The sequence below is a fragment of the Levilactobacillus tongjiangensis genome, assembly GCF_003946345.1.
GTDB classification, from domain to species: domain Bacteria; phylum Bacillota; class Bacilli; order Lactobacillales; family Lactobacillaceae; genus Levilactobacillus; species Levilactobacillus tongjiangensis.
In genome coordinates, this window is record NZ_RHNY01000026.1 from 1 (window position 1) to 21,927 (window position 21,927).

Sequence of the window (21,927 nt, forward strand, 5' to 3'; positions counted from 1 at the left end):
GTCCTTAAAACCGGGATTACCCAAGTTGAGCTGGCAATCCTTGATGATGTCGTTAAACAAGCTTACGTCAACAGTGGTGTTTTGAAATACAGCCGCTTAAAACAGATTAAAGATGATCAGTGGCCGACCTTATCCAATGTTTATGACGAATTGGAGAAACTGGCTGATAAAGACGCAGACAAATTCAGTCGGGTTAAAGACTTTTACTATATCTTAGGCAGCTATACTCATGGTTCTAACAGCCTATTTGACGGGCACACCAACGTCAACCTAAAGGGAAAGATCATTTCCTTTGATCTAAAACCACTACAAAGTGAACAGGAAGTCCAATCAGCGGCTTATCTGAATACCTTCCAGTATTTGTGGGACGAAATTACCAAAGATCGGCATAGCCGCAAGAAATTGTTTGTCGATGAATTTCATTTCTTGACCTTGCACAAAGCAGCCGCCACCTTTTTCCACCAAGCCTACAAGCGGTTTAGAAAGTATAATGCTGGAGCGATTGCCGGAACGCAGCAAATTCAAGATGTGATCGAAGGCACGACAGATACCGGGCAGAACATTGGTGAAGCCATTATTGGGAACTCCTACACCAAAGTGTTCTTTGGTCTTGACGGTAAAGGCGTTGATGATGTGATTACCAAGTTAAGAATGACGTTCTCGGATAAAGAAAAGAAGCTACTAGAACGCAGACGACAAGGCGAAGCTCTGATGATCTATGGTAGCCAACGCGCCTTTATGAAAGTTGAATTGACCGAAGAAGAACTACGACTAATCGACCCCGAAGCTTACCAAGAGAAATACAACCGTGAGACAGCCGGGCAACCGGATTATCAAAAGCGCGTGGTCTTAACCCCCAGTGAAATTGACGCTTTAACTACCACCGAAGAGGAAGGGGGGACTTTAAATGAGTAAATCAAACCAACTATTAAATATCGAGGTTGGCACGTTCAAGCGACAAGGGAACCAGTTAATTCTCGAACTCAATCACAATCAATTTCGATATGACCAGTTGAGTGAGCTAAACGAATTAAAGGAAGCTGATGCCAATTTCTTACAGTTGGTTAACGTGGTTGAGCAAGACCAGAAGGTTGTTTTAACTTATACCTTGCCGGATAAGGTCAGATCATTAAAGGACTTGCCACATGAAAATAAAGCGATCCGAACAGCCATAGCTAAGAAAATTATGGCGCAACATGTGGTTGCTGATAGCCAGTATCACATTGCGTTGAACCCAGCTAACCTCTGGTATTACCCCATGCAACATGTTTGGTACGCCTATCGGGCCAATGAACTCATGCCCTATGATGACAAGCACAGCAATTTAGCTAAATACAAAGCGCTGATTCTATTTTGTTTGACGGGGACACCCTATGAACGGCTACTAAGCAATCCTAAAGAAGCCCTAGCTAAACACCCGGACGACTATTTACAACAAGTAGCTAAAGCTACGTCGTTAAATGAGTTAACGGAAGTGGTTAACGGCATTGAGGACTTTGTGAGCTATCACGAATGGCAGGAAGTTGAAACGGCCCAGCAGAAAACCAAACAACGTTTATGGTTGAGTATGGCCGGGGTGGCGATTGTGGCCGTTTTGGCCGTCGGCTTAGTCCATAAAAGTGACGAACGAAAGTATCAAAGCTTAGCTAACCAGAACCAAGCCCAGGTCACGCGATTAAAATATAGCGGTCAAATTCAGACCGCTTTAAATGATCATAAGTGGTCAGAAGCACAAAAAGATATGCAACGAGCCGGCTATCCTGCAACTAAGCAAGTCAGTGTCTTTTTAAAGCATCGTCAGTACCAGCAAGCCTTAAACGTTGACCCAAGTCAGTTGAACAAGGTTGTTAATGCGGCTTATGCCAACCAAGATAGCAGTCAAGTGGCCGATTGGCAGTTACCAACTAAGGCAACGAGTAAGCAAAAAGATCAATTGAAACTCGAAAAAGCGATTGTTAATTATGATACCAATACGCTTAATAACCAATTATCCTTTACGACGAACGCCGATGTTTTATTGAGAATGGGACAAGCATTCCTAGCCCATAATGATACGCAAGACGCCCAGACCGTCCAAACCAAATTAGCTGGTGTGAACAGTCTTAAAGCTAAGTATTTAAAAGCCCTGTTAAGTCTCAATGCCGCAAAGAACGAAGTCAGCGACACCCAAAAGAAGTTAGACGACGCCAACAAGATTGATGGCAGTAAAGATAAGGATAAAGACAAGAAGGTGGATTCGGCTAAGTCGGACTTAAAGAACGCGCAGAGTGACCAATCAGCAGCGCAAAAACAAGTCGATCAGGCCAAGCACAAAGTGGGTGATTAAATGCAAGTACTGTCTTTCGAATATAAGAAAAAGAAGTGGAAGTTGATTGCTTATATTGTGGGCGGCGCCATTCTGCTAATCATCTTGCTGATCGCCGCAATTACTGGTCAGCTACAAGAAAACAGTTGTGATAATTCAACGACCACAGAAACACAATTAGATAGTAAGAGCATGACGGAAAATGCCAAAAATATCTATGCGCACTGGAAACAGAAGTATGGTGCAACGCCACAAGCGGCAGCCGGTATCTTGGGCGTCTTACAACTAGAAAGTCGCCTTGATCCTAAGTCCGTCAATTCAAGTTCCGGGGCCACGGGCTTAGCCCAGTGGTTAGGCGGCCGAAAAGATAAGTTGGAGGACTTAGCCCACAAAGAAAACAAACCAGCGACCAATCTCGGGGTTCAGTTGGACTATCTCGATCAAGAATTGAACAGTAGTTACTATGCGTCAAACAAGCAGATCTTTAAATATACGGACGTGCACAAAGCGACGAAAGCCTGGTTAATGGATTATGAAGGCATGAGCAAGAACCCGGAACAATGGTATTTAAGCCAAAGATACGGTTATGCCGATCACTGGTATTCCGTGTTCGGGGCGAGTGATCCCGTGGCCGGTAATACGTTAGACAATGCGAGTTCCGGCGATCTGACCGATCTAGGTTGTGATAGTGACCCGAGCTATTCCGGCGGTAGTATCGTTAAAAACGCAGAAAGTATGAAAGGCGATTTCTACTATGTTCAAACCCACCCCAGCCCCAATTTAGGCAGTGATTTAAAGAATCCCAGCAAAACTGGTGGAACTGATTGTTCGGGCTTTGTCTGGTTAGCGCTTAATAAAGCTGGTTACAAGGTACCGGCCAACATGGGCTGGTTTACCGGCACGATGACCAGTGACGCCAAAGGCAGCCATCAATATCTGAAACAGATCAGTGAAAATGACGCGAAAGCCGGCGATATCGTCATCGTCAATCAAGGTGCGGGAGCCGGAAACAACGGCCATACTGCCATTCTGCTAGGCAAATGGCAAGGCAAAGCCACCAAAATCATTGAACAAGGTGGCGTAGGCGACAAGGTTAACGAAAGCACCTTTGGCACCGCCTTTTATAGCTTACTAAGTGGTAGCGATGTAACGTTAGCCCGGCCAATCAAGAAGTAAGGAGGAACCAACAAATGAAGCGTAGCGTGGTTTTAAGTATTGCACTTGGTAGTTTGATCTTAATTATGTCATTAGGAACGAATGCCTATCAACATAGCCAAGTTAAGCAGGCGCAACAACAGATTAGTCGGCTACAAAAACAGAAGCGCCAAGTTAACCAGCAATTGACTAAAACCAACCAACAAAAGCAGTTATTGAGCACCCAAATTGACAGTTATAAGACCTACCAAAATAATAAAGACAAAAGTCAGGCTGAACTTAGCTTTAATACGGTAGTCACCAAGTTCTTTAAGGTCATGAACAACTTTAAGCCCAAGACCTACGGACAGCGTAAAGATGGCGTGAAAGACTTGATTTCCGACAAGCTATATCAGCAATACTTTTCAAATAAGGGCACGTATGGTGATAGCAATAGTGTTTCAGCCAAATTAGATCAGCTGAACCTGTATACACAAAGTAAGCAGGGGCAAAACATGAAGGGCTTGGCCGTCGTCAGTTACGAAAGTAAGAGTGGCGACAACGACTGGCAAAAGGCGACGGTACTTTATCAGGTGACCTTCGATACCACCACGGATCGAATCACCGCAGTCCAAAATTTAGGTAGTAGCTTTAAAGCCAGTGACCTTAATTAAGCGGGTTGGTAAGGCCCTAGCGGTAATCGTGGTGGTTTTAGCCGTTAGCGGGTTTGCTGGTCATCAATACGTCAATCACGTGGAAAAACAGCGGCCAGTTGTGACGCTGGCTAAGCACCCTGAAAAAGTGTTGTTCTTCTATCGCGATGATTGCCCGGATTGTCAGTCTATTTTCCATCAAATTTATTGGCACAACGCAATCAGTCACAACATCGTCTTGATTAACATGAATCAACCGCAGAATCGGCATTACATTCAAAAATATCAATTAACGTCAGTACCAACCTTGATTAGTGGCAATCAACGGTATGTTGGTACCAAGCAGTCGCAAATTAAACGAATCGTAGGTGATTAGAAATGAAAGATAGAAGCATAGCTGTGATTAAAGCTAGTTGGCCGTATCTACTAACGCTAATCATTGGCTTGTATTTAGCGGAGATTTTAGCCGGAGCAGTCATGGCCTTGTCCCGCTATAAGCTAACTTTTGTGGATCATATGCCAACCGTATTAAAACAATTAGCCTTGCACCCCTGGCACTATTACAACTTGTATTTGGGTCAAAAGAACCCGGTATTAATTATCGTCAGTATCGCTGTGGTCCTATACACCATTTATTTTGCTTTGAAACGCAATAGCAAGCACAAAGCGTGGGAAACTGCGGACACTGAAACCCACGGGAGTGCGACTTGGGGCAATCTAAAAGAGTTGAGCGACCATTACTTTAGTATCAATGCCAAAGACCTCACCACAGCGTTTAACAGGAGCACCACAACAGAAATATTAGAGGCATTAACAAAACAAGAAACACAATCCAAGACAGGCAAGTGAAAGGAAGTAAGAAGCATGAACAGACCAGATTTATTAGTACGAATAGTTACGATCATCACGTTGTTAATTGCGATAGTTTTGTTCCTATTTCAGGGAGGGAGCACACTAACTTTTGTATTTACAATTATCACAGTCATTTTATCTTTCATTTATCAGTTAATCAGAATACAGATGAAAAAGAAGTAAATCAGAAAAGTCATCTAAAGCTAACCGCATTGGAGGTAAACGCATGAATGGGACAATTTTAGGAATCGTGGATAAACAAATTGTTTACCAAAATAACAGTACCAAACCCAACCGGAACATCTTTGTGGTTGGGGGCCCAGGATCGTATAAGACTCAATCAGTCGTGATTACCAACCTGTTTAACGAAACGGAGAACAGCATTGTCGTAACCGACCCGAAAGGTGAATTATACGAAAAGACGGCCGGTATCAAACTAGCTCAAGGCTATCAAGTACATGTCGTCAATTTTGCCAACATGGCGCACAGTGACCGCTACAATCCCTTTGATTATATTCAACGGGATATTCAAGCCGAAACCGTCGCCACCAAGATCGTCCAGAGTGAAAATGCCGAAGGTAAAAAAGACGTGTGGTTTAGTACCCAACGGCAACTTCTGAAGGCACTAATCCTGTTTGTCATGAACCACCGGTCACCAGAACAACGAAATTTGGCGGGTGTGACCCAAGTGTTGCAAGAAAACGATGTGGAAGCCGAGGAAAAGGGCGCAGATAGTCCGTTAGATATCTTGTTTCTTGATTTAACCATGACTGATCCAGCGAGACGCGCTTATGAGTTAGGGTTCAAAAAAGCCAAAGGGGAAATGAAAGCCAGCATTATTGAAAGCCTGTTGGCGACCATCTCGAAATTCGTTGACAAAGAAGTGGCTGATTTTACCAGCTTTTCTGATTTTGATTTAAAAGAGATCGGCAATGACAAAGTGGTGCTATACGTGATTATCCCCGTCATGGATAACACTTATGAAAGCTTCATCAATCTGTTTTTCTCACAATTGTTTGATGAATTATACAAATTAGCTGCCGATCATCACGCTAAATTGCCCCACCAAGTCGACTTTATCCTTGATGAATTTGTCAATTTAGGGAAGTTTCCCAAGTATGAGGAGTTCCTAGCGACGTGTCGGGGGTACGGCATTGGCGTGACGACAATTTGTCAAACCTTAACCCAGCTCCAAGCCTTGTATGGCAAGGATAAGGCCGAGAGTATCTTAGGAAATCATGCCGTTAAGATTTGCTTAAATGCCGCTAATGATGTGACCGCTAAATACTTTAGTGATCTGTTAGGAAAATCAACTGTGAAAGTGGAAACGGGTAGTGAGAGTACCAGTCATAGCAAGGAAGAAAGTCACAGCAAGAGCGATAGTTACAGCTATACGAGCCGTTCGCTCATGACGCCCGATGAAATCATGCGTATGCCCGAAGATCAGAGCTTATTAATCTTTAGCAATGCGCGACCAGTCAAAGCTACAAAAGCGTTCCAATTTAAACTATTTCCAGGAGCCGATCATTTGGTTAACTTGTCACAAAACGATTATCAAGGCCAACCAGAAGCCAGCCAGGAAACCCACTTTAAGAATAAGGTAGATAAGTGGAATCAGACAGTTAAAGCACAGCACCAAGCCAAAAAAGACGATCAAACAACCGATGACGAAGAAGACAAATTGCAGGATAATATCGATCAAGAATTAGAGTCTAGACATAAGAAAATGCTTGGATAATGGAGGACATATTAATGAAAAAATATTGGAAATATATAATCGCTGTGATGACAGTGTTACTGATTGTTGTTGGTCTTACCGCTTGTGGGAAGTCTACAGCACAGGATTTGCAAAGTAATAAATGGTATCTCAACCAAAAAGGACAAAGCTACAAAACCCAATTTAATAAAAAAACAATGATTATTGAAAGCCCCTTGATGAATGTAAATGCCAATTATTCAGTCAGTAATACTTCTGGTAAAGAATATTTAAAAGTAAATACTGATGATGAGAAGAATCAAAAATTTGAATTAACTCAAATTAGCGATGGTTATAAAGCTAAAGCAATAAATAAAACTGCCAAAGCAGATGACGGATTAGGAAGCTTTGAATTGCAAAAAAGGAAGTGATAGATATGTTTGTTTTAGGTGATATTTCAGGACTGGTTCAGGGAGCGATTGCTAAGTTTTTTGAATGGGCACTGTCTGGTTTGTTGGACGGCTTATTCAACATCTGCAAGGCCATTATTGACCAAGCCAATCAAAGCTTGCCGATTGTTAAAACGTGGTATGCCATCTTCCTGTCCTTTGCGACATCGTTAGTCGTTGTGGTCGTCCTTGGCCGCATTGTGATGACAATTCTAAAAGAGGCAGATGAAAGTACAGATGTTACTTGGGCTAATATCATCATGGACGGGATTAGATCAGCGGCCGTGATTCCGGTTTTCGTGTTTTTACAGGGCTTTATTCAAGGTTCAATTACCTTGCCCCTGCTAAAGTATATGTTTAGTTCTGATCAGAAATTCACTGCTAAATCAATTACCGGCATGAATAAAGTTCCTGGGCTAAAAGATGTTGGCATTTCGCTACCCTTACAGATTTTGTTTCTGCTAATCTTCACTGTCGTAACCGTCGTGTTCTTTATCAAGATGTGTGTGTTTGTGGCTGATATGGCTTGGTATAACCTGACAATTCCTTTAGCTGCAATGAGCATGGCGACTGAAAGTTTTGATTACAGTGGCACGTGGTGGAAGAAGTACATTTATTACAATGCTTCTATTATTAGCCAGGTGCTTTGTATGTCATTATCAGTATGGTGTTTCACTAATATGGCTAAATACGGGTTTATTGCTTTTATTGCTTCAATCGGATTCGGTTTTCTGGTGGTCAAGACACCTGACGCCGTTAAAGACTTTTGGGCTTCAACCGGTGTGACTAAGAGTGCTGGTATGGGTGCCATGAGAATGTTTCAAAATTATTTCCGTAGCCACTAGGAGGGAGAAATAGTTATGAAAAAAATCGCACACTGGTTATTGGAAAAAGCCAAAAAGGATATGCGAACCGACCCTTTTACAACACCTTCCCGGCGGACTAAGCTGTCTTACTATTTTGATACCTTAGTTAGTATGATCTTCTATTTGATGGGAATTTACCTCATGTTAATGGATTTATACCAAGAGCTTTTCACGGCGAACCATACCGATTTTTTAGGAACTGCACTAATGGCCTTAGTTTTACTGCTGGGTGGCTTATTATTCCGTTGGTCAGCCTATGCAGATTTCAAAGCCATCAACCGGTATCAACAATATTTAAAGCAACAATCGATAGAGCAACAACAAGAATTGCGACGTGAAACTTGGTTGAAAGCAGCTGAACAAGGTAAAACAGAATTAGAACAGAAGCTTAATCATAAGGAGTGAATGAACATGACCACTGTTATCTTAGCTGAAAAACCCAGTCAAGCCCGTTCATACGTCCAAGCCTTTCAAAAGAGCACAAAAAAACAGGGTTACTATACGGTTAGTGACCCTGTTTTGCCCGAGAATACGCTTGTCACGTATGGTCTCGGACACTTAGTTGAACTAGCCACACCGGATAAATATGATCGGAAATACCAGCAGTGGGCCCTATCTAATTTACCGATTTTCCCCGATAAATACAAGTTTGTGGTGTCAGCTAGTAAAAAAGATCAATTCAAGGTCGTCAAAGACCTGTTAACGAAGGCCGATACCATTATTGTTGCCACCGATAGCGGTCGAGAAGGTTCCAATATTGCATGGTCAATCATGAATCAAGCCCAGATTGATGTTAAAAAGAAGACCATTAAGCGGCTATGGTTGAATAGTTTGGAAAAAGACGCGATTATTACCGGATTCAAAAATCTTGGTGATTGGCACAAAGACTATTTGGCTTATAAAGAAGCCCAAACCCGCCAAATTAGCGATTGGTTGATCGGTATGAATGGTAGTCCCTTATATACTTTATTGTTGAGACAAAATGGGGTGCGCGGGGTGTATTCAATTGGTCGCGTGCAGACGCCAACCTTGTATATGGTCTATCAAAGAGACCAAGCAATCAAAGACTTTAAGCCGGAACCCTATTTTGAACTAAATGCGGAAATTTTAGCCAATCAGCAAAAATTCACCGCAAAATTAGACCCCTATCAGCGGTTTAAAGACGAAACATGTCTAATGACATTCATGCAAGCTAAACACGTTCAGAAAGGCTCACAGAGCGGCTTAATCAAGGACGTCCAAAAACAGGCTAAAAAGAGTGCTAGTCCACAGTTGTTTTCGCTATCCAGTCTGCAAAGTGCGATGAATAAACGGTATCATGCCAGTGCCAGCCAAACCTTAGCGGCTATTCAAAGTTTATATGAAGCCAAGTTGTTGAGTTATCCCCGAACGGATTGTGCTTATATCACTAATGAAGAATTTGAGTATTTAGTGGCTAATCTGACGAAGTATCTGGGGTTAGTCTCTAAGCGAGTCGCTTTAACCAATACCACCCCGAATAAGCGCTATGTTAATGGGAAAAAGGTTGAAGAACACTACGCCATTATTATGACTAAAGTCGTCCCGACGAAAGAGAAACTAGCCAGCTTACCTAAATTACAGCAACAGGTTTATGATTTAGTTTTAAGAACGACGTTAGCGATGTTTGCTGATCCTTACGAATATGAAGAGACCACCATTATCACCCAAGTTGGCGACGTCAATTTTAAAGCGACGGGTAAGGTCCCAACTAAGCAAGGTTGGCAAGCTTTATTTGATGAAAACAAAGCCGACCAGCAAGCAGCAGCAACTTTACCGCTCGTTCACCAAGGCGATCAAGTCCAAGCAAACCTGCAAACGCCGCAAAAAGAAACGACACCACCGGTACCCTTTACCGAAGGTACCCTGATTACGGCAATGAAAACCGCCGGTAAAACGCTTGATGATGAAGAAGCCCAAGCAATTCTCAAAGACGTGCAAGGAATTGGGACAAGTGCGACCCGGGCTAATGTGCTGGAAGTGTTAAAGAAGCGCGGCTATCTCGTCACTGAAAAGAACAAGTTACACGTCAGTGAAGCAGGGATTACTTTATGTAAAGCGGTTGAACTCGAACCCTTGCTAACTAGCCCAGAAATGACGGCTAAATGGGAGCAAGCGTTACAACAAATCAGTACCGAAGAACGCACTCCGGATAATTTTTTGAGCCAAATCAAGAAGTTTGTGGCGAAGTTAATCGCTGATGTTCCCACACAATTAACCGGCAATGCAGCCATTAAGCAACAAATCGATCATCAGCAGCAAGCCCAAAAAGCCACCGAGGTCTTCTTAGAAACACCGCAAGCGACCGTTTTAAATAAACAGAAGTTTTACATTGTAAAGCCTAAGCAAGGCGAAGACTTTACCCTGCCCAAGAAATGGAGCAGTAAAACCCTCGGTAAAACTGCGATCAAAGCCTTAATCACTAAGGGGGAAACCAGCAAACTAAAGGGGTTCAAGAGCAAAAAAGGAAAGTCGTTTGACGCCAAGCTAAAACTTGACGGCCATAAATTAAGTTTTGATTTTGATTAGAACCTGCCTACCGCCCTACACTACGTTCCGGGTGGTGAACCCGTCATTTAGGTTCACTTTTACAACCCCAAAAGTAAACCTAAATAACGGGTAAGATTAGCAAAACAAAGGAGATCATAGATATGGATAACGAATTAGCAGTCATTGGGAGTGAATTACCGGTTCTACAGGCTAAAGAACCCTACAAGTATTTAAAGGAAATCACTGGTAACGGCGCTTATTATCAAGTAGCTTGGCAAAAATTATCTGACGGTTACGTTGCCCTTTATGGCACGACCCCGATTCAAATCAACGTAGCCCCTATATTGAATGATATTTTTGAAGATGAGGAGGGGTAGACAATGCCGAGTAAAGCAGACGTTAAAGCCTGGAAAGCACAATTAGTCGCCCAGGCTGAACAACAAATCCTAAAATTAACCGATAGTGACCGATTTAAACAGTATCTTAATACCCTGGCTAAATTTCATCATTATAGCGCCAGAAACATTGATTTGATTTATGCGCAAAATCCGCAAGCCACTCAAGTCGCGGGCTTTAAGCAATGGCAGACGGATTTTAACCGCACCGTCAAACGAGGCGCAAAAGCGATTCGGATTGCGGCCCCGATTATTAAGAAGTTAACACCAGCCGAGCAAAAGCGTCTTGATACCACCGATGAACGCGCCATTGTCGGTTACCGTTATCTACCCGTCTTTGACGTGTCACAAACTAGCGGTGAGCCAGTGTTAAGTGCCAAGGATTTTGTCAAAGAAAATTTAGCCGATCATTAGAATGTAACGAGCTTGTATAACGCGTTCAAAGACTATCTCAACCAGCAACCCGACCTTAAAGTTAGTGAAGTGCCTTTAGCGACGCTAAATGGGGCTAAGGGGTATTTTCAACCCAGCACTAATGAAATCGTCATTGGCGGTGATGAGCCCGACAATGCTTTGAAACTAAAGACGTTATATCACGAATATGCACATAGTCAGCTACACGGATTAAAATCAGCCTTTAAAGATCGCCCACGAGCCTATCAAGAAACGCAGGCCGAAGCGGTCGCGTATGTTGCCATGCAAAACATTGGGGTTGATACAGGCAATTACTCCCTCGGGTATGTAGCTACCTGGGCCAAAGATAAAGCCGTGATCCATAGTGCTTTAAGTGAAATCCAGCAAGTTAGCAACAAAGTGATTGAGCTTAGTGACGGGTTAACCAAACAATTAGGCTTACAAGAAGCACAAAAAGAACCTGAGCATGATTTAAAAAAGCTATCAGCCCAGGATCTTAATAAGTCCTATCAAAGCTTGCAACAACAAATTCAACAAGCAACTAGTCCACAACAGAAAGCGCAATTTAAAAACCAGTTAAACGATGTGCACCAAGAAATCAGTGAGCTAACACAAAAGCAACTGAAAGCATTTGCTGAACAGAATCCGGAGATCAAACAACCCGAATCCGAACTTGATCAAAGTCTAAAACGTTAGCCAGTTTTTAAAGGGCATGCTATAATGTAATAGAAAAAGGAAGCCCTGCTGAAGACAGGACTTCCCATGCAAGCCGCTTCAAAGGCGGTGGCGAAGTTAATAAGACAGCATTAAGCTACCCTGTAACTGGCCAAAGTTACGCAGGGCGGCTTTTTTATTTGTTCCTTTTGTCGATGTACGTTAGCAACGCTAAAATAAACATTGCAAATAGCAACATCAACGAGAGTGTCTGGAAGACGCTCATTGACTGTGAAACCTTCCTGAAGATTATTCCATGTTCCCATGGGCCTCACCTCGCAAGGAAAAAGACAGCCACCGCCCTTAAAACTTCCTGCGTAATCTATTATACAGGTGAATTAAGTATTGACCAAGCACAACAAAAATTAAGTCATGGAGTTTCATAGGATCCTAAATTTGATCAAATTAAGAATCAGCAAAACATCTTTTGTAGATACCCTTTTTTAAGTTCTTGGAGTTTTTCAAGCTTACGCTGATGAAGAGTGATAGTGTTGTCTAACTGTTTAAAGAAGGTACCTATTTTCTTTTGTTCCTCAATTATCGGAACAAAAGAAATGAAATTTTCTACACTGCCTTTAGAGATATTCAGTTGTGACATTCCAGCTCCTTGTGCCTTGAAATAATATTGGTGTGCATTGATATAGGAGAACAGAAATTGTGGATCAGCGGTCGCATTTGGTCTCAATAAAGCAACACGCTGATTAAGTACAAACCTATCATCTTCCGGTATCAATGCAACACGTCCCAACAAATCACCATAACTGTTAATCAACGGTTAGCTTTTGGTCATTGGGAAGTAGATACGGTGCTTTCTAGTCGAAGTGAGTCACGATCATGTCTGGTTACATTCGTAGAACGTAAGACCCGACTTCTATGGGCCATCAAAGCCCCTAATAGAACGGCTAAGGCTCTAAACATCGCCTTTGGCAAGTTTATGGGGGCCTTCGGTCCCCAAGTAAAATCCATTACTGTTGATCATGGTAAAGAGTTTGCCAATTATCAGGCCTTAGAACAGGATTATCAGATCAAAGTTTATTTTTGCCATCCATATTCACCATGGGAGCGAGGTTCCAATGAATATTTTAATAGACGGTTACGCTGGTTCTTCCCGAAAAAGACCAATTTTAGCCAAGTAACGACTGATGAGATCCTAGCAGCACTTGAACTAATTAATCAACGACCATTAAAAATACATCATCAACAGACTGCCATTGAAAGATTCCGGGCTTGTTCGGATTAAACTTGTAATTTGCCTTTTGGATTAAGTATTGATCTTGATCTTGAGTAATAAATAACGGAGAACTTTCTTCTACGACATTGCTAAACTCCAAACCATACCATGAAATAGGTGAGGCCGTAATTTTCTGCAAATAGATGCGCCCGACAATCAATCTTCTATCTAACGAGCTTAACTTATCATTGACAATTAAATCTGCTGGTTGTTCCTTTATAATAACAAACTTAAAGTCGCCGACTTTCCGTTGTCGCTCTGTTGAATACGTGGGTATTTGTGGTTCTAAAATACCTTGTTCCACTAGATGATTTACAATTTGATGTAAATAGACACTAACGGATTGAGATTTCCTAAACCCTAAGTAAAATTGAACGTTAACAACATTATGCGTCTCAAGTAAATCAACTGTATAATTACTTTCATAAGGTGCATTGGTTTCATTGACTGTAACAAACCAATAAACCTTAGCTATTTTAGTGGGTCTCTGTCAACCGGTGTTGATGAAATTGTATTTAGAATCCAATTCATTTACGAATTGGATTCTTTTTGGGGGACAACTAAACGAGCAAATGGGGCGAGAAACCAAAATTCGGTTTCTCGCCCCATTTGCTCGTTTAGAAGCTAGTTGTGTCACAGCCTCTTCTAAATATAACTAGTTTCTAAACTGGTTGACGAAGACCCTTATTTAACCTAGATCGTTATAATTAAGATACACCAATGATCAGATTATTTAAAATGTCCCTTCAACCAATGAAAACCAAAACAACTGTTGTAACTACTATCAATAACCATGTCAGGAGAATCCAGTAGATAACGTGCATGTTCAGAATTTATTTTTTCATGGTATCCAATAATATAAAGATGATGTTTACTTAGCTTACCGCCGACATAAGCCATAATAATAAATGGGCCAACCGCTTTGAAAAAAATATATTCCAAATTAGCTTTAGTTATCAATTATATCCTCCGCTCCATAATTAACGTTGACGTTTTCCCAATCGATAAACAAACGTTAACATAAAAATTAGTATTGCCACACCAAGAATTATTACAGCCCATACATAATCAGGATGATGTCTATAATTCTTAGTTTGTGTGGCTTGTGCCACTTTGGTATTTATTTTGAACATTTTACGGAATAACCAATGCCTTTTTCCTGACTGCGCGTTTATACTTAAGATATAATTACCAGCTGACAAACCTTTATTAAGTATCAAATGATCATCGAAATAACTTAGCGGGGCCATAGAAATATCTTTTTGGTTGCTTTGGAACACCACTTTTTTGTTTCGCTGATTGATAATTTTTGTTTTTAATTCAAGACGACTAAATACGGTAGGGGTTATATTAGCAATTCGAGCTAGTACAACAGGCGTGCTGTTATTTACCTGACAAACTACTTTTTTGAGTTTCAATTTTGTATGAACAATGCGGTTGCTTTGTCTCAAAACAATCGGTATTTGGTAAGCCAGAATATTTGTATACCCTACATAAGCTTGTTTTTTGGATGAACCATTACCTTTTGATTGTTGATTAACAAGTTGGCTAACGTATATGCCTCCTAATATTGTTCCTTTAAAATGATTATTTGGACTTGTTAAGGTATACATCTTGGTTGTTTTTTCATGAGCATTCAATGTTATTCTTTGGGGGCCGGTTAGTAGTCTGTTGAAATCAACATTCCCAAAATAACGCTTCCCAGGATTCTTTAAATTATACTGAATAATTCCAGCATCACCGGTAAAAGCAGTATGACTGGTGACAGAAATATGTTGATTTTTAGAACTATTATTAGATAAAAGTAACTTTATTTTTATTGACTGCCCAGGATTAACTTTTCGTTGAACTATGGATTGTTGATTTTGACCAACAACTTTCACCGCAAAGGGAGTTGTTTGCGCCTGTGCTACATGGGAAGTAAGCAGTAGGCTTAAAATCAGAGAAAAGATAGTTATGAAAACTAGTTTTGAAGCTTTCTTCAAATTGCCAGCCATAATTATTGAGCAGTACCACCAATAGCTCCAGTGTTACCAGATAACGTCCACGTAATGGCACCCGTATAAACTGCTCCAAACACTTGCTTATCTTGTGGTAAAGTAATTGACGTGTTGTCTGCGGTTAAATCAGTAGAAGTGTTCCCTTCGTTGGTACCATTCTTAACAATTGGAGTACTGGTTTTACCATCGATTGTGGTAATAGGAGTCCCGGCTATTGTTAATGTAGAGACACTCAGGTTGCTAGTTTTCCCATTACCACCAGCGTAGCTAAGTTCAGTTGGAGTTGCAGCTAGAGTCCAATTAGTGGCTGTCCCATAACCTTCATCATCTGTCGTAGAGATACTACCATCAGACTGCAGTTTAGCCGTGGTAGAAGTAGAATTGGCAATATCATCAACTGTACTATTGAATGTCATACTTGGAACTGAGTTAATTTTTAAAGATCCAGGTGCCACAGAAGTACTTGTAGTGCTGGTAGTATCGGCATGAACCGTACTTGTCTGAATCCCTAAAGCCAATAACAAAGATAATGTGGTTGATAATACTATTTTATTTTTCATTACTATTCCTACTTTCTTTATTAAAACCTTACAATATGTTTTGGGTACACCTATAGACTACAGATATTATACTACTTACTTCAACTTAAAAGTGTATATAATTATAAAAAAACTAAAAAAGTTAGAATGAATACTTGCATTTTATTAGGTAAATGAGGTAGCGTCAAGAATCTTGTGTAAATGAAATGCCTTCGTACATATAATATGTATCTAACTTAAATAAATGATGCTTCCAAGGTGTCCTGGAGTCCTTTGAACCCTCGGTGGATCCGCTTCAGAGACTTCTCGTTATAAACATTAAACTGAGAAACCAGGAAGCGATCCAGTGAATCTTCCGTTGGAAATTGTTCTTTGTGGTGGGTGGTGCGCTTGAGATGCTTATTAAAGTTCTCAATCAGGTTAGTGGAGTATAGTGATTGCCGGATAGCTGGTGAAAAGTCCATGAAAGTGAGTAAATTCGGCATTTTAAGCAGATCTTTGATTAATTTGGGATAGGTCTGATGCCAGTTGTTGGCGAACTCATTCAGTTTTAGTTCGGCTGCTTCACGGTTGGCGGCCCGATGAACTTGTTTAAAGTCACTGATCATGGCCTTGCGGTCTTTTACGCGAACTTTGTTCATCAGATTCCGCCCAACATGAACCAGGCAACGTTGTCGTTTGGCTTTAGGGAAATGCCGATTCAAGCCTTCATCCAAACCAACTAACCCATCGGCCACAAACAACAGCACATCTTTAACGCCCTGCTTGATCAAGGTTCCCAGCAGTTCAGTCCAGATTCCAGTCGATTCCGTTGGCGCCACTTGGTAGTTCAGCACTTCTTTCGTACCATCTGGACGAATGCCAATCGCAATATGAACGGCTTCTTTTTGAACGGGATCCCGCTTTAACGGCAAGTAAGTGGCATCTAAGAAGATGGCCGCATATTGTGAAGCCAGTCGACGTTGCTGGAAAGCTTGAACCTGTTCATTGACGGCTTTAGTCATGTTGGAAACCGTGGCTTTGGAGTAGTGAGCACCGTACATTTTCTCAATGAGTTCGGCAATTTCAGCAGTGGTAATTCCCTTGGTATACAACTGAATGACCGTTGTTTCTAAATTATCACTGTGCCGACCGTAGGCTGGCAAGGTATGATTTTCAAACCGGCCATTGCGATCTCGAGGAATGGTTAAGTTAAGTTGGCCGTACTTCGTATCAAACGAGCGCTCATAACTGCCGTTGCGGTTATTACCAGTGTTAATCCCAGCGTATGAGTAGCGTTCGTAACCCAAAAGCTCTGCCAATTCGGTTTGAAGCAACTGGTTAATCGCAATTTCGAGGTGGTGACGAAAAACTTCGTCCAAATCTTGCTTTTGGGCTAGTGCAGCGATAATTTCTGTGGTAAGTTCATTCATGGGGAATGCCTCCTGTGATGTTTTCTGTGGTTACTAAATATCATAAGGGAAGGCATTCCCTATTTCTATACAATTCAGAAATCTTTTATGCATTTACACAAGATATTTTACGCTCTCACTTTAATTATACAAGAGGAATGAAATATTGGCTACGTTACAAAAAATCATTTCAAAAGCTAAGGATAATAGCAACTTCATTTATCGAGGGTGTGCATTTGAAAAATATGATTTAGTTCCAACTCTAGCTAGAAAGTTAAAAACAGACATCAGTTTTGCCCAATACAATATTTATTCTGACGTTGTTAAAAAAGCCGCTGAGCGAGGGTATTCAGAAGTAGGTATGAATGGGCTGGCAGATGGCCTTTCTCAGCACTACGGGCTCAGCACTAGTTATCTAGACTGGAGTTATTCGGTCTATGTAGCTTTATACTTTGCATTCACCAGTTATATTAAACAGTTTGTTGATGAAAATATTTTGGACCAACATATCGATCTTTGTAAAATGCATTGTCTTAGAGACGACTTCAACAAACACAAGTATTGCATATATAGACTTAATAAGACCTTATATGATGAGTTAAAGAATCAATATCCTAAATTACCGCTAATAGTATCTGATACAGATCATAAAAACGAAAGAATGGAATCACAGCAGGGGCTGCTATCTAGCATAGATAGCACAAAAGTAAACGATAATGCTAAAATTCAAAACTCTCAAATTAAAATATTGGCTGATTGGCTTCAATCTAATAATCCTGATGACTTTTTGAAGCAATCTGGCGATAAATACTCATGGAATAATGAAACTCTTTTAGAAAAAATAACCTTCAAACTATCGCAAAGAGATCGAAATGATTTACAAAAATATTTAAAAGAAAACGGAGCCATCAGTACCAAATTATTTCCGGATTTTGAGGGTGTAAAAAAGAACATAGAATTTTCAAAAGATTATAATATTTTGAGAGATTGGGAAATCGCCTATCAAGAAGCTCCTTTGCATTCAAATTTTACAGCCCCAGAAGATTTATCAAAAATGGTAAATGGAAATCAAAACGTTATAAATTCAAGATTAAATACAGATAATCTAGGGAAAGGAGAATTTTTCCCTTTTCAATAAATTAGCGTGACGGCCACTAGGGTATGCCCTAATGGCCTTTTTTATTTCCGTGCTATACTAGGAATTACAGATGTTCATTAGAACTGTCCAAAAGGAGAACTGAAAATGACTAAAATCGGTTATGCGCGTGTGAGTTCCAAGGAGCAACATTTAGATCGACAGTTAGCGGCTTTAAAAGGCGTTGATAAATTATTTACGGATAAATTAAGTGGGGCTAACACCAATCGACCTGAACTGCAAAAACTGCTGGCTTATATCCGCGAGGGTGATATTGTCCTGGTCACTGAACTAGATCGCTTGGGCCGAAACAACCAGGATTTAACTCAGATCATGAACACCATTCAAAGTAAGGGGGCCACCCTAGATGTGTTGAATTTGCCGTCCATGACCGGGATTGCGGATCCCAACTTACGGCAACTGATGACCAATTTGATTATTGAACTCTACAAGTACCAAGCTGAAAGTGAACGTAAGCGGATCATTGAGCGACAGCAACAAGGCATTGCGCTTGCCAAACAGCAAGGTAAATATCATGGCCGCAAGCCCCAATATACCGAAGATGATCCTCGGTTACAACATGCCTTTAAACTTTACCTAGCAGGCATGAGTGATGTGGATGTTTCTCGAAAAACAGGTATTAAGCGTTCAACCTTTATCAGATATAGAAAGAAATTTGATGTCCAAAGATGATATTAAATGGTATAGGTATATAATCAAAGATGGATACATAAAAGGCAGTAAAAAACGATTAGCAACTATTTTAAATAGACTATGATTAAAAATAGAGTTATTCAGATATTGGATGCTTTAATTAATTTCCAGACCAAATAATAAATAACTAGAAAAACGAAATTGATAAAGCAAATTGAAATAATCATACGGAGGCCAAGAAATTGCTTTCTATTTATATTTGCAGCGCCATACTCGGTATTTCAATACTAATACTTGTATTGAGGAATATAAAAATACAACCCAGAGAAACAAGCAAACCAGTTTGGGATATTTCATTGATTTTATTGGCGTTTTTTCTATTAGCATACATTTTGACTGCCCTTAAAATTTTTAACAGAATAATCGTTAAAGATTACATTATTGCCGTTAAAGATATGTTACAAATTTTGTTTTTATTTATTGTAATAATGCTTGTTTTCTACATTTTAATAGGCTTCTTGGGGAAAAGATACACTCTCAGGGTAGATAAGTTTAACATTGGAGGAATTAATATTCTTTTCGATAAATCAAGTGAAATTTATATTAAGACCGTTGGTACCTTTGTTTCGTCAAAAAGATCCCTTTTTGACTTTGAAGAGAAAAGAGATAATATCTACGAAGTTCTAAATGCTTATTATGAAGCATATAATTTCATCAGAAGTAATTTGGAACTACTAGATCCTAAAGAAAATCAAGGCTTGTACAAAATATCCTGTGAAATTTTAAGAAAACTAAATCATTTTCTTACTAAACACCAAAATGACTACAGGCGTTGGTATGATAGAGTTATTTCTAATGATACCGTTACTGATACTGCTACTAAAAAGAGTATAACTGTCCATGAAACAACCATAGAAGACGTTCAAAAAAATTACTACCGATATGCTGAATTGCTAAATGATATTAATGATATTAACAAGTATATGTCTAAAAAAGAAATTAAAAACATTTTTAGAATTAACTTTTTTGATTGGGAGGGAAAAGAACATGCATAAAACTTTTATTAGCTACCATCATTCTGGTGAACAGAAATTGAAAGATGAACTAGTAAACACTGCTGAATCAAAAGACTACTTTATTGATAAATCGGTTTCTGATGGTGATATTGATACTAATCTATCAGAAGATACAATAATGAGTAAGATAAGAACTGATTTCATTAAAGATGCATCTGTAATTGTAGTGCTAGTAGGAGAACAAACAGCTAGTCGTCCCTATGTAAATTCTGAAATACAGGCAGGACTATGGGGGAATAATGCTGTTGGTATCTTGGGTGTTGTAAGAGATGATTTATTTGATCGTATCTACAAAAAAACATTGTGTACCGCTCCAGAATGTAATTGTGGCGTAGAACTTAAGACACCAACTCCATTATTGAAAGAAAAAATTCCGTTTTTAGTTAGGGAAAATAATCTTAGGCTAGAAAATGAAAAGTCGACTTATCCTCACTATAAAGATTCAGAAGCCTATTGTGGAATTTACAGATACTCCACCTTTATTAACGATATTGAAAAGTATATTGACGAAGCATTTGAAAAAAGGAGCAAAATATTTGATATAAAGAAAAAGAATGATCCCGGTATAAAGACTATTAGCCGTCCTTTTGGGGTTAAACTTTTTTAATATCTCTACGGGAAATATCAATAATATATTATATGTTACTCATAAAATGAGCTCCTATACAGTGGCTTCACAATAGGAGAGCCTTTAAGGAAGTCTAAAAATGATAAAGGGATTTAAAATTAAAGAATCTACGATTATTAAAAATGATTGGAAAGCTACTAAAGATAGGCCCACAATAATAGAAAACGATAATATAACTGAATACATCTCTCAAAATGAAAATGGAACGCCTATACTAGACGGAGAAAAGCTAATTAATGACTGGTTTCCAAATTCCTCTGATAAAAACATATTTATAAGTCATGCACACAAAGACGCACAACTAGTAGAAAACTTTGCATCGTTTTTAGAAAATCAAGGGTTAAAGCCATTCGTGGACTTTGAAGTTTGGGGACGTTGCACCGAATTAATTAAAAAAATTAATGATGAATTTAATGCTGTTTGTGGAGAGAAAAACGCTTATTATTATTCAGATGCACAATCTATATCTGCCAATATATATATCATACTCGTAACTGCTCTTAATAAAATGATTAGTCAATGTTCTACCTTTGTATTCATTGAATCAAATAACTCTATTGAAGATGATTACACTTATTCTCCTTGGATTATGGAAGAACTCAATACCTTTAATATTCTTCGTTGCAATAATCAGATGAAGAAAACATATCTAGATTCAGAAGGATATGTGACTTTTAATGTTGCTGTTTCTTTTAAAATTAATGATATTATTTCAAGCTTAAAAGAAATAGAAGACCAAACATGTCTTTTTAAAATTTTGAGATAGTTAAATCAGGTGTGTTATATGGAAAATGATGAATGGAAGTTGAAAAATATTCCTAGGATGTCTCAGAGAAGGTTTAGAAGTTCTATTGGAAAAGCTGACGATACGGAAGAGTTTGCCACTGAAAAATGGGACAACATAAAAATTGATCATTATATAGAAATAGAAACCAAAGTCTCAATTCCTGGTTTTATAGAAAAAACTATACCGCAATTTATTAGCAAATTTAAACATATACCAATTAAATATAATTCAACTGTTAAATTTATTATAAAATCACCATATAATAATGCAAAAATAAAGTGGTTTTGGAAAGTTAGAAATGTTGGTGGTGTTGCCATTAGCAAAAATATGATTCGAGGACAAATTATTAATGATAATTCTCTTATTCATGTAGAACCTATAAACTTCTCTGGAAACCATTTTGTTGAAATTTACGGAGTGAAAAATAATATTGTATGTGCTTTTGGTAGACTCGAAGTTAAATTAGGAGACGTACAAAATATATGAATCTCAAATAGATA

Annotated in this window: 24 protein-coding genes and 3 pseudogenes; 20 read left to right on the forward strand and 7 right to left on the reverse strand. The window is 39.5% G+C overall.

Annotated elements, in window-relative coordinates:
- The 13 genes and pseudogenes from EKM75_RS11670 to EKM75_RS11735 all read left to right on the forward strand — a co-directional run.
- Positions 1-915 (forward strand): type IV secretory system conjugative DNA transfer family protein (locus tag EKM75_RS11670; protein WP_225426715.1); only part of this gene is annotated, 915 nt, incomplete at its 5' end.
- On the forward strand, positions 908-2,326 hold the full coding sequence (locus EKM75_RS11675; protein WP_125694748.1) for a type VII secretion protein EssB/YukC: 1,419 nt from the start codon (positions 908-910) through the stop codon (positions 2,324-2,326). The genes EKM75_RS11670 and EKM75_RS11675, both read left to right, overlap by 8 nt.
- The gene (locus EKM75_RS11680) at positions 2,327-3,481 is read left to right on the forward strand and encodes a phage tail tip lysozyme (protein WP_101874346.1); all 1,155 of its coding nucleotides are present in this window, start codon (positions 2,327-2,329) and stop codon (positions 3,479-3,481) included.
- Between the two features lie 14 nt (positions 3,482-3,495).
- Entirely contained in the window at positions 3,496-4,113 is a 618-nt protein-coding gene (locus tag EKM75_RS11685; RefSeq protein ID WP_064578786.1) for a SadB/YajI family lipoprotein, read from the forward strand.
- Positions 4,100-4,468 carry a thioredoxin domain-containing protein gene (locus tag EKM75_RS11690; protein ID WP_064578785.1) on the forward strand — a complete coding sequence of 123 codons (369 nt, stop codon included), beginning with the start codon at positions 4,100-4,102 and terminating at the stop codon, positions 4,466-4,468. The genes EKM75_RS11685 and EKM75_RS11690 overlap by 14 nt, the downstream gene beginning before the upstream one ends.
- Before the next feature lie 2 nt (positions 4,469-4,470).
- Positions 4,471-4,941, forward strand: coding sequence for a conjugal transfer protein (locus tag EKM75_RS11695; RefSeq protein WP_125694750.1), 471 nt, complete (start codon positions 4,471-4,473; stop codon positions 4,939-4,941).
- Between the two features lie 229 nt (positions 4,942-5,170).
- Positions 5,171-6,682: a VirD4-like conjugal transfer protein, CD1115 family gene (locus EKM75_RS11705; protein ID WP_015474610.1), complete on the forward strand. Its 1,512-nt coding sequence runs from the start codon at positions 5,171-5,173 to the stop codon at positions 6,680-6,682.
- A 14-nt stretch (positions 6,683-6,696) separates the two neighbouring features.
- Positions 6,697-7,071 (forward strand): hypothetical protein, encoded by a 375-nt coding sequence (locus EKM75_RS11710; RefSeq protein ID WP_114693158.1) that lies wholly within the window; start codon positions 6,697-6,699, stop codon positions 7,069-7,071.
- 5 nt (positions 7,072-7,076) lie between these two features.
- A complete protein-coding gene (locus EKM75_RS11715; protein ID WP_125694752.1) occupies positions 7,077-7,934 on the forward strand; it encodes a conjugal transfer protein TrbL family protein in 858 nt (285 codons plus the stop codon).
- 15 nt (positions 7,935-7,949) lie between these two features.
- Complete coding sequence (locus EKM75_RS11720; RefSeq protein WP_003679895.1) at positions 7,950-8,360, forward strand: hypothetical protein; 411 nt, start codon at positions 7,950-7,952, stop codon at positions 8,358-8,360.
- A 6-nt stretch (positions 8,361-8,366) separates the two neighbouring features.
- The gene (gene topB, locus EKM75_RS11725) at positions 8,367-10,502 is read left to right on the forward strand and encodes a type IA DNA topoisomerase (RefSeq protein WP_125694754.1); all 2,136 of its coding nucleotides are present in this window, start codon (positions 8,367-8,369) and stop codon (positions 10,500-10,502) included.
- Positions 10,503-10,624: 122 nt separating this feature from the next.
- The gene (locus EKM75_RS11730) at positions 10,625-10,840 is read left to right on the forward strand and encodes a hypothetical protein (protein WP_125694756.1); all 216 of its coding nucleotides are present in this window, start codon (positions 10,625-10,627) and stop codon (positions 10,838-10,840) included.
- Positions 10,841-10,843: 3 nt separating this feature from the next.
- Positions 10,844-11,968 (forward strand): annotated as a pseudogene (locus tag EKM75_RS11735) (ArdC-like ssDNA-binding domain-containing protein).
- Positions 11,969-12,122: 154 nt separating this feature from the next.
- Here EKM75_RS11735 and EKM75_RS13075 read toward each other — a convergent pair.
- Together EKM75_RS13075 and EKM75_RS11745 are read right to left on the reverse strand one after the other, a co-directional pair.
- The gene (locus tag EKM75_RS13075) at positions 12,123-12,212 is read right to left on the reverse strand and encodes a putative holin-like toxin (RefSeq protein WP_072672334.1); all 90 of its coding nucleotides are present in this window, start codon (positions 12,210-12,212) and stop codon (positions 12,123-12,125) included.
- A 186-nt stretch (positions 12,213-12,398) separates the two neighbouring features.
- The gene (locus EKM75_RS11745; RefSeq protein ID WP_225364048.1) at positions 12,399-12,719 is read right to left on the reverse strand and encodes a restriction endonuclease subunit S; all 321 of its coding nucleotides are present in this window, start codon (positions 12,717-12,719) and stop codon (positions 12,399-12,401) included.
- Positions 12,720-12,731: 12 nt separating this feature from the next.
- Here EKM75_RS11745 and EKM75_RS11750 point away from each other — a divergent pair.
- Positions 12,732-13,226 (forward strand): annotated as a pseudogene (locus tag EKM75_RS11750) (IS30 family transposase); the annotation flags it as partial.
- Here the strand turns inward: EKM75_RS11750 and EKM75_RS11755 are convergent.
- The 5 genes and pseudogenes from EKM75_RS11755 to EKM75_RS11775 all read right to left on the reverse strand — a co-directional run.
- Positions 13,156-13,704 (reverse strand): annotated as a pseudogene (locus tag EKM75_RS11755) (KUP/HAK/KT family potassium transporter); the annotation flags it as partial. The pseudogenes EKM75_RS11750 and EKM75_RS11755 overlap by 71 nt on opposite strands.
- Before the next feature lie 242 nt (positions 13,705-13,946).
- Entirely contained in the window at positions 13,947-14,177 is a 231-nt protein-coding gene (locus EKM75_RS11760; RefSeq protein ID WP_047021783.1) for a hypothetical protein, read from the reverse strand.
- Positions 14,178-14,197: 20 nt separating this feature from the next.
- The gene (locus EKM75_RS11765; RefSeq protein ID WP_164508796.1) at positions 14,198-15,202 is read right to left on the reverse strand and encodes a DUF3324 domain-containing protein; all 1,005 of its coding nucleotides are present in this window, start codon (positions 15,200-15,202) and stop codon (positions 14,198-14,200) included.
- A gap of 14 nt (positions 15,203-15,216) precedes the next feature.
- Positions 15,217-15,777, reverse strand: a complete 561-nt coding sequence (locus EKM75_RS11770) for a hypothetical protein (protein ID WP_125643291.1) — start codon at positions 15,775-15,777, stop codon at positions 15,217-15,219.
- Between the two features lie 215 nt (positions 15,778-15,992).
- Positions 15,993-17,168, reverse strand: coding sequence for an IS256 family transposase (locus tag EKM75_RS11775; protein WP_125643289.1), 1,176 nt, complete (start codon positions 17,166-17,168; stop codon positions 15,993-15,995).
- A 145-nt stretch (positions 17,169-17,313) separates the two neighbouring features.
- On the opposite strand from EKM75_RS11775, the gene EKM75_RS11785 reads away from it, so the two are divergent.
- The 6 genes from EKM75_RS11785 (at position 17,314) to EKM75_RS11810 (ending at position 21,913) form a co-directional block, all read left to right on the forward strand.
- Complete coding sequence (locus tag EKM75_RS11785) at positions 17,314-18,285, forward strand: FRG domain-containing protein (protein ID WP_125643283.1); 972 nt, start codon at positions 17,314-17,316, stop codon at positions 18,283-18,285.
- A gap of 105 nt (positions 18,286-18,390) precedes the next feature.
- The gene (locus EKM75_RS11790) at positions 18,391-18,975 is read left to right on the forward strand and encodes a recombinase family protein (RefSeq protein ID WP_125694758.1); all 585 of its coding nucleotides are present in this window, start codon (positions 18,391-18,393) and stop codon (positions 18,973-18,975) included.
- Between the two features lie 203 nt (positions 18,976-19,178).
- Positions 19,179-19,991 (forward strand): hypothetical protein, encoded by an 813-nt coding sequence (locus EKM75_RS11795; RefSeq protein WP_125694760.1) that lies wholly within the window; start codon positions 19,179-19,181, stop codon positions 19,989-19,991.
- Positions 19,984-20,619, forward strand: a complete 636-nt coding sequence (locus EKM75_RS11800) for a TIR domain-containing protein (protein WP_125694762.1) — start codon at positions 19,984-19,986, stop codon at positions 20,617-20,619. The genes EKM75_RS11795 and EKM75_RS11800 overlap by 8 nt, the downstream gene beginning before the upstream one ends.
- 100 nt (positions 20,620-20,719) lie before the next feature.
- Positions 20,720-21,406 (forward strand): toll/interleukin-1 receptor domain-containing protein, encoded by a 687-nt coding sequence (locus EKM75_RS11805; RefSeq protein ID WP_125694764.1) that lies wholly within the window; start codon positions 20,720-20,722, stop codon positions 21,404-21,406.
- Between the two features lie 18 nt (positions 21,407-21,424).
- The gene (locus EKM75_RS11810; protein WP_125694766.1) at positions 21,425-21,913 is read left to right on the forward strand and encodes a nucleotide-binding domain-containing protein; all 489 of its coding nucleotides are present in this window, start codon (positions 21,425-21,427) and stop codon (positions 21,911-21,913) included.
- Positions 21,914-21,927: the final 14 nt, after the last annotated feature.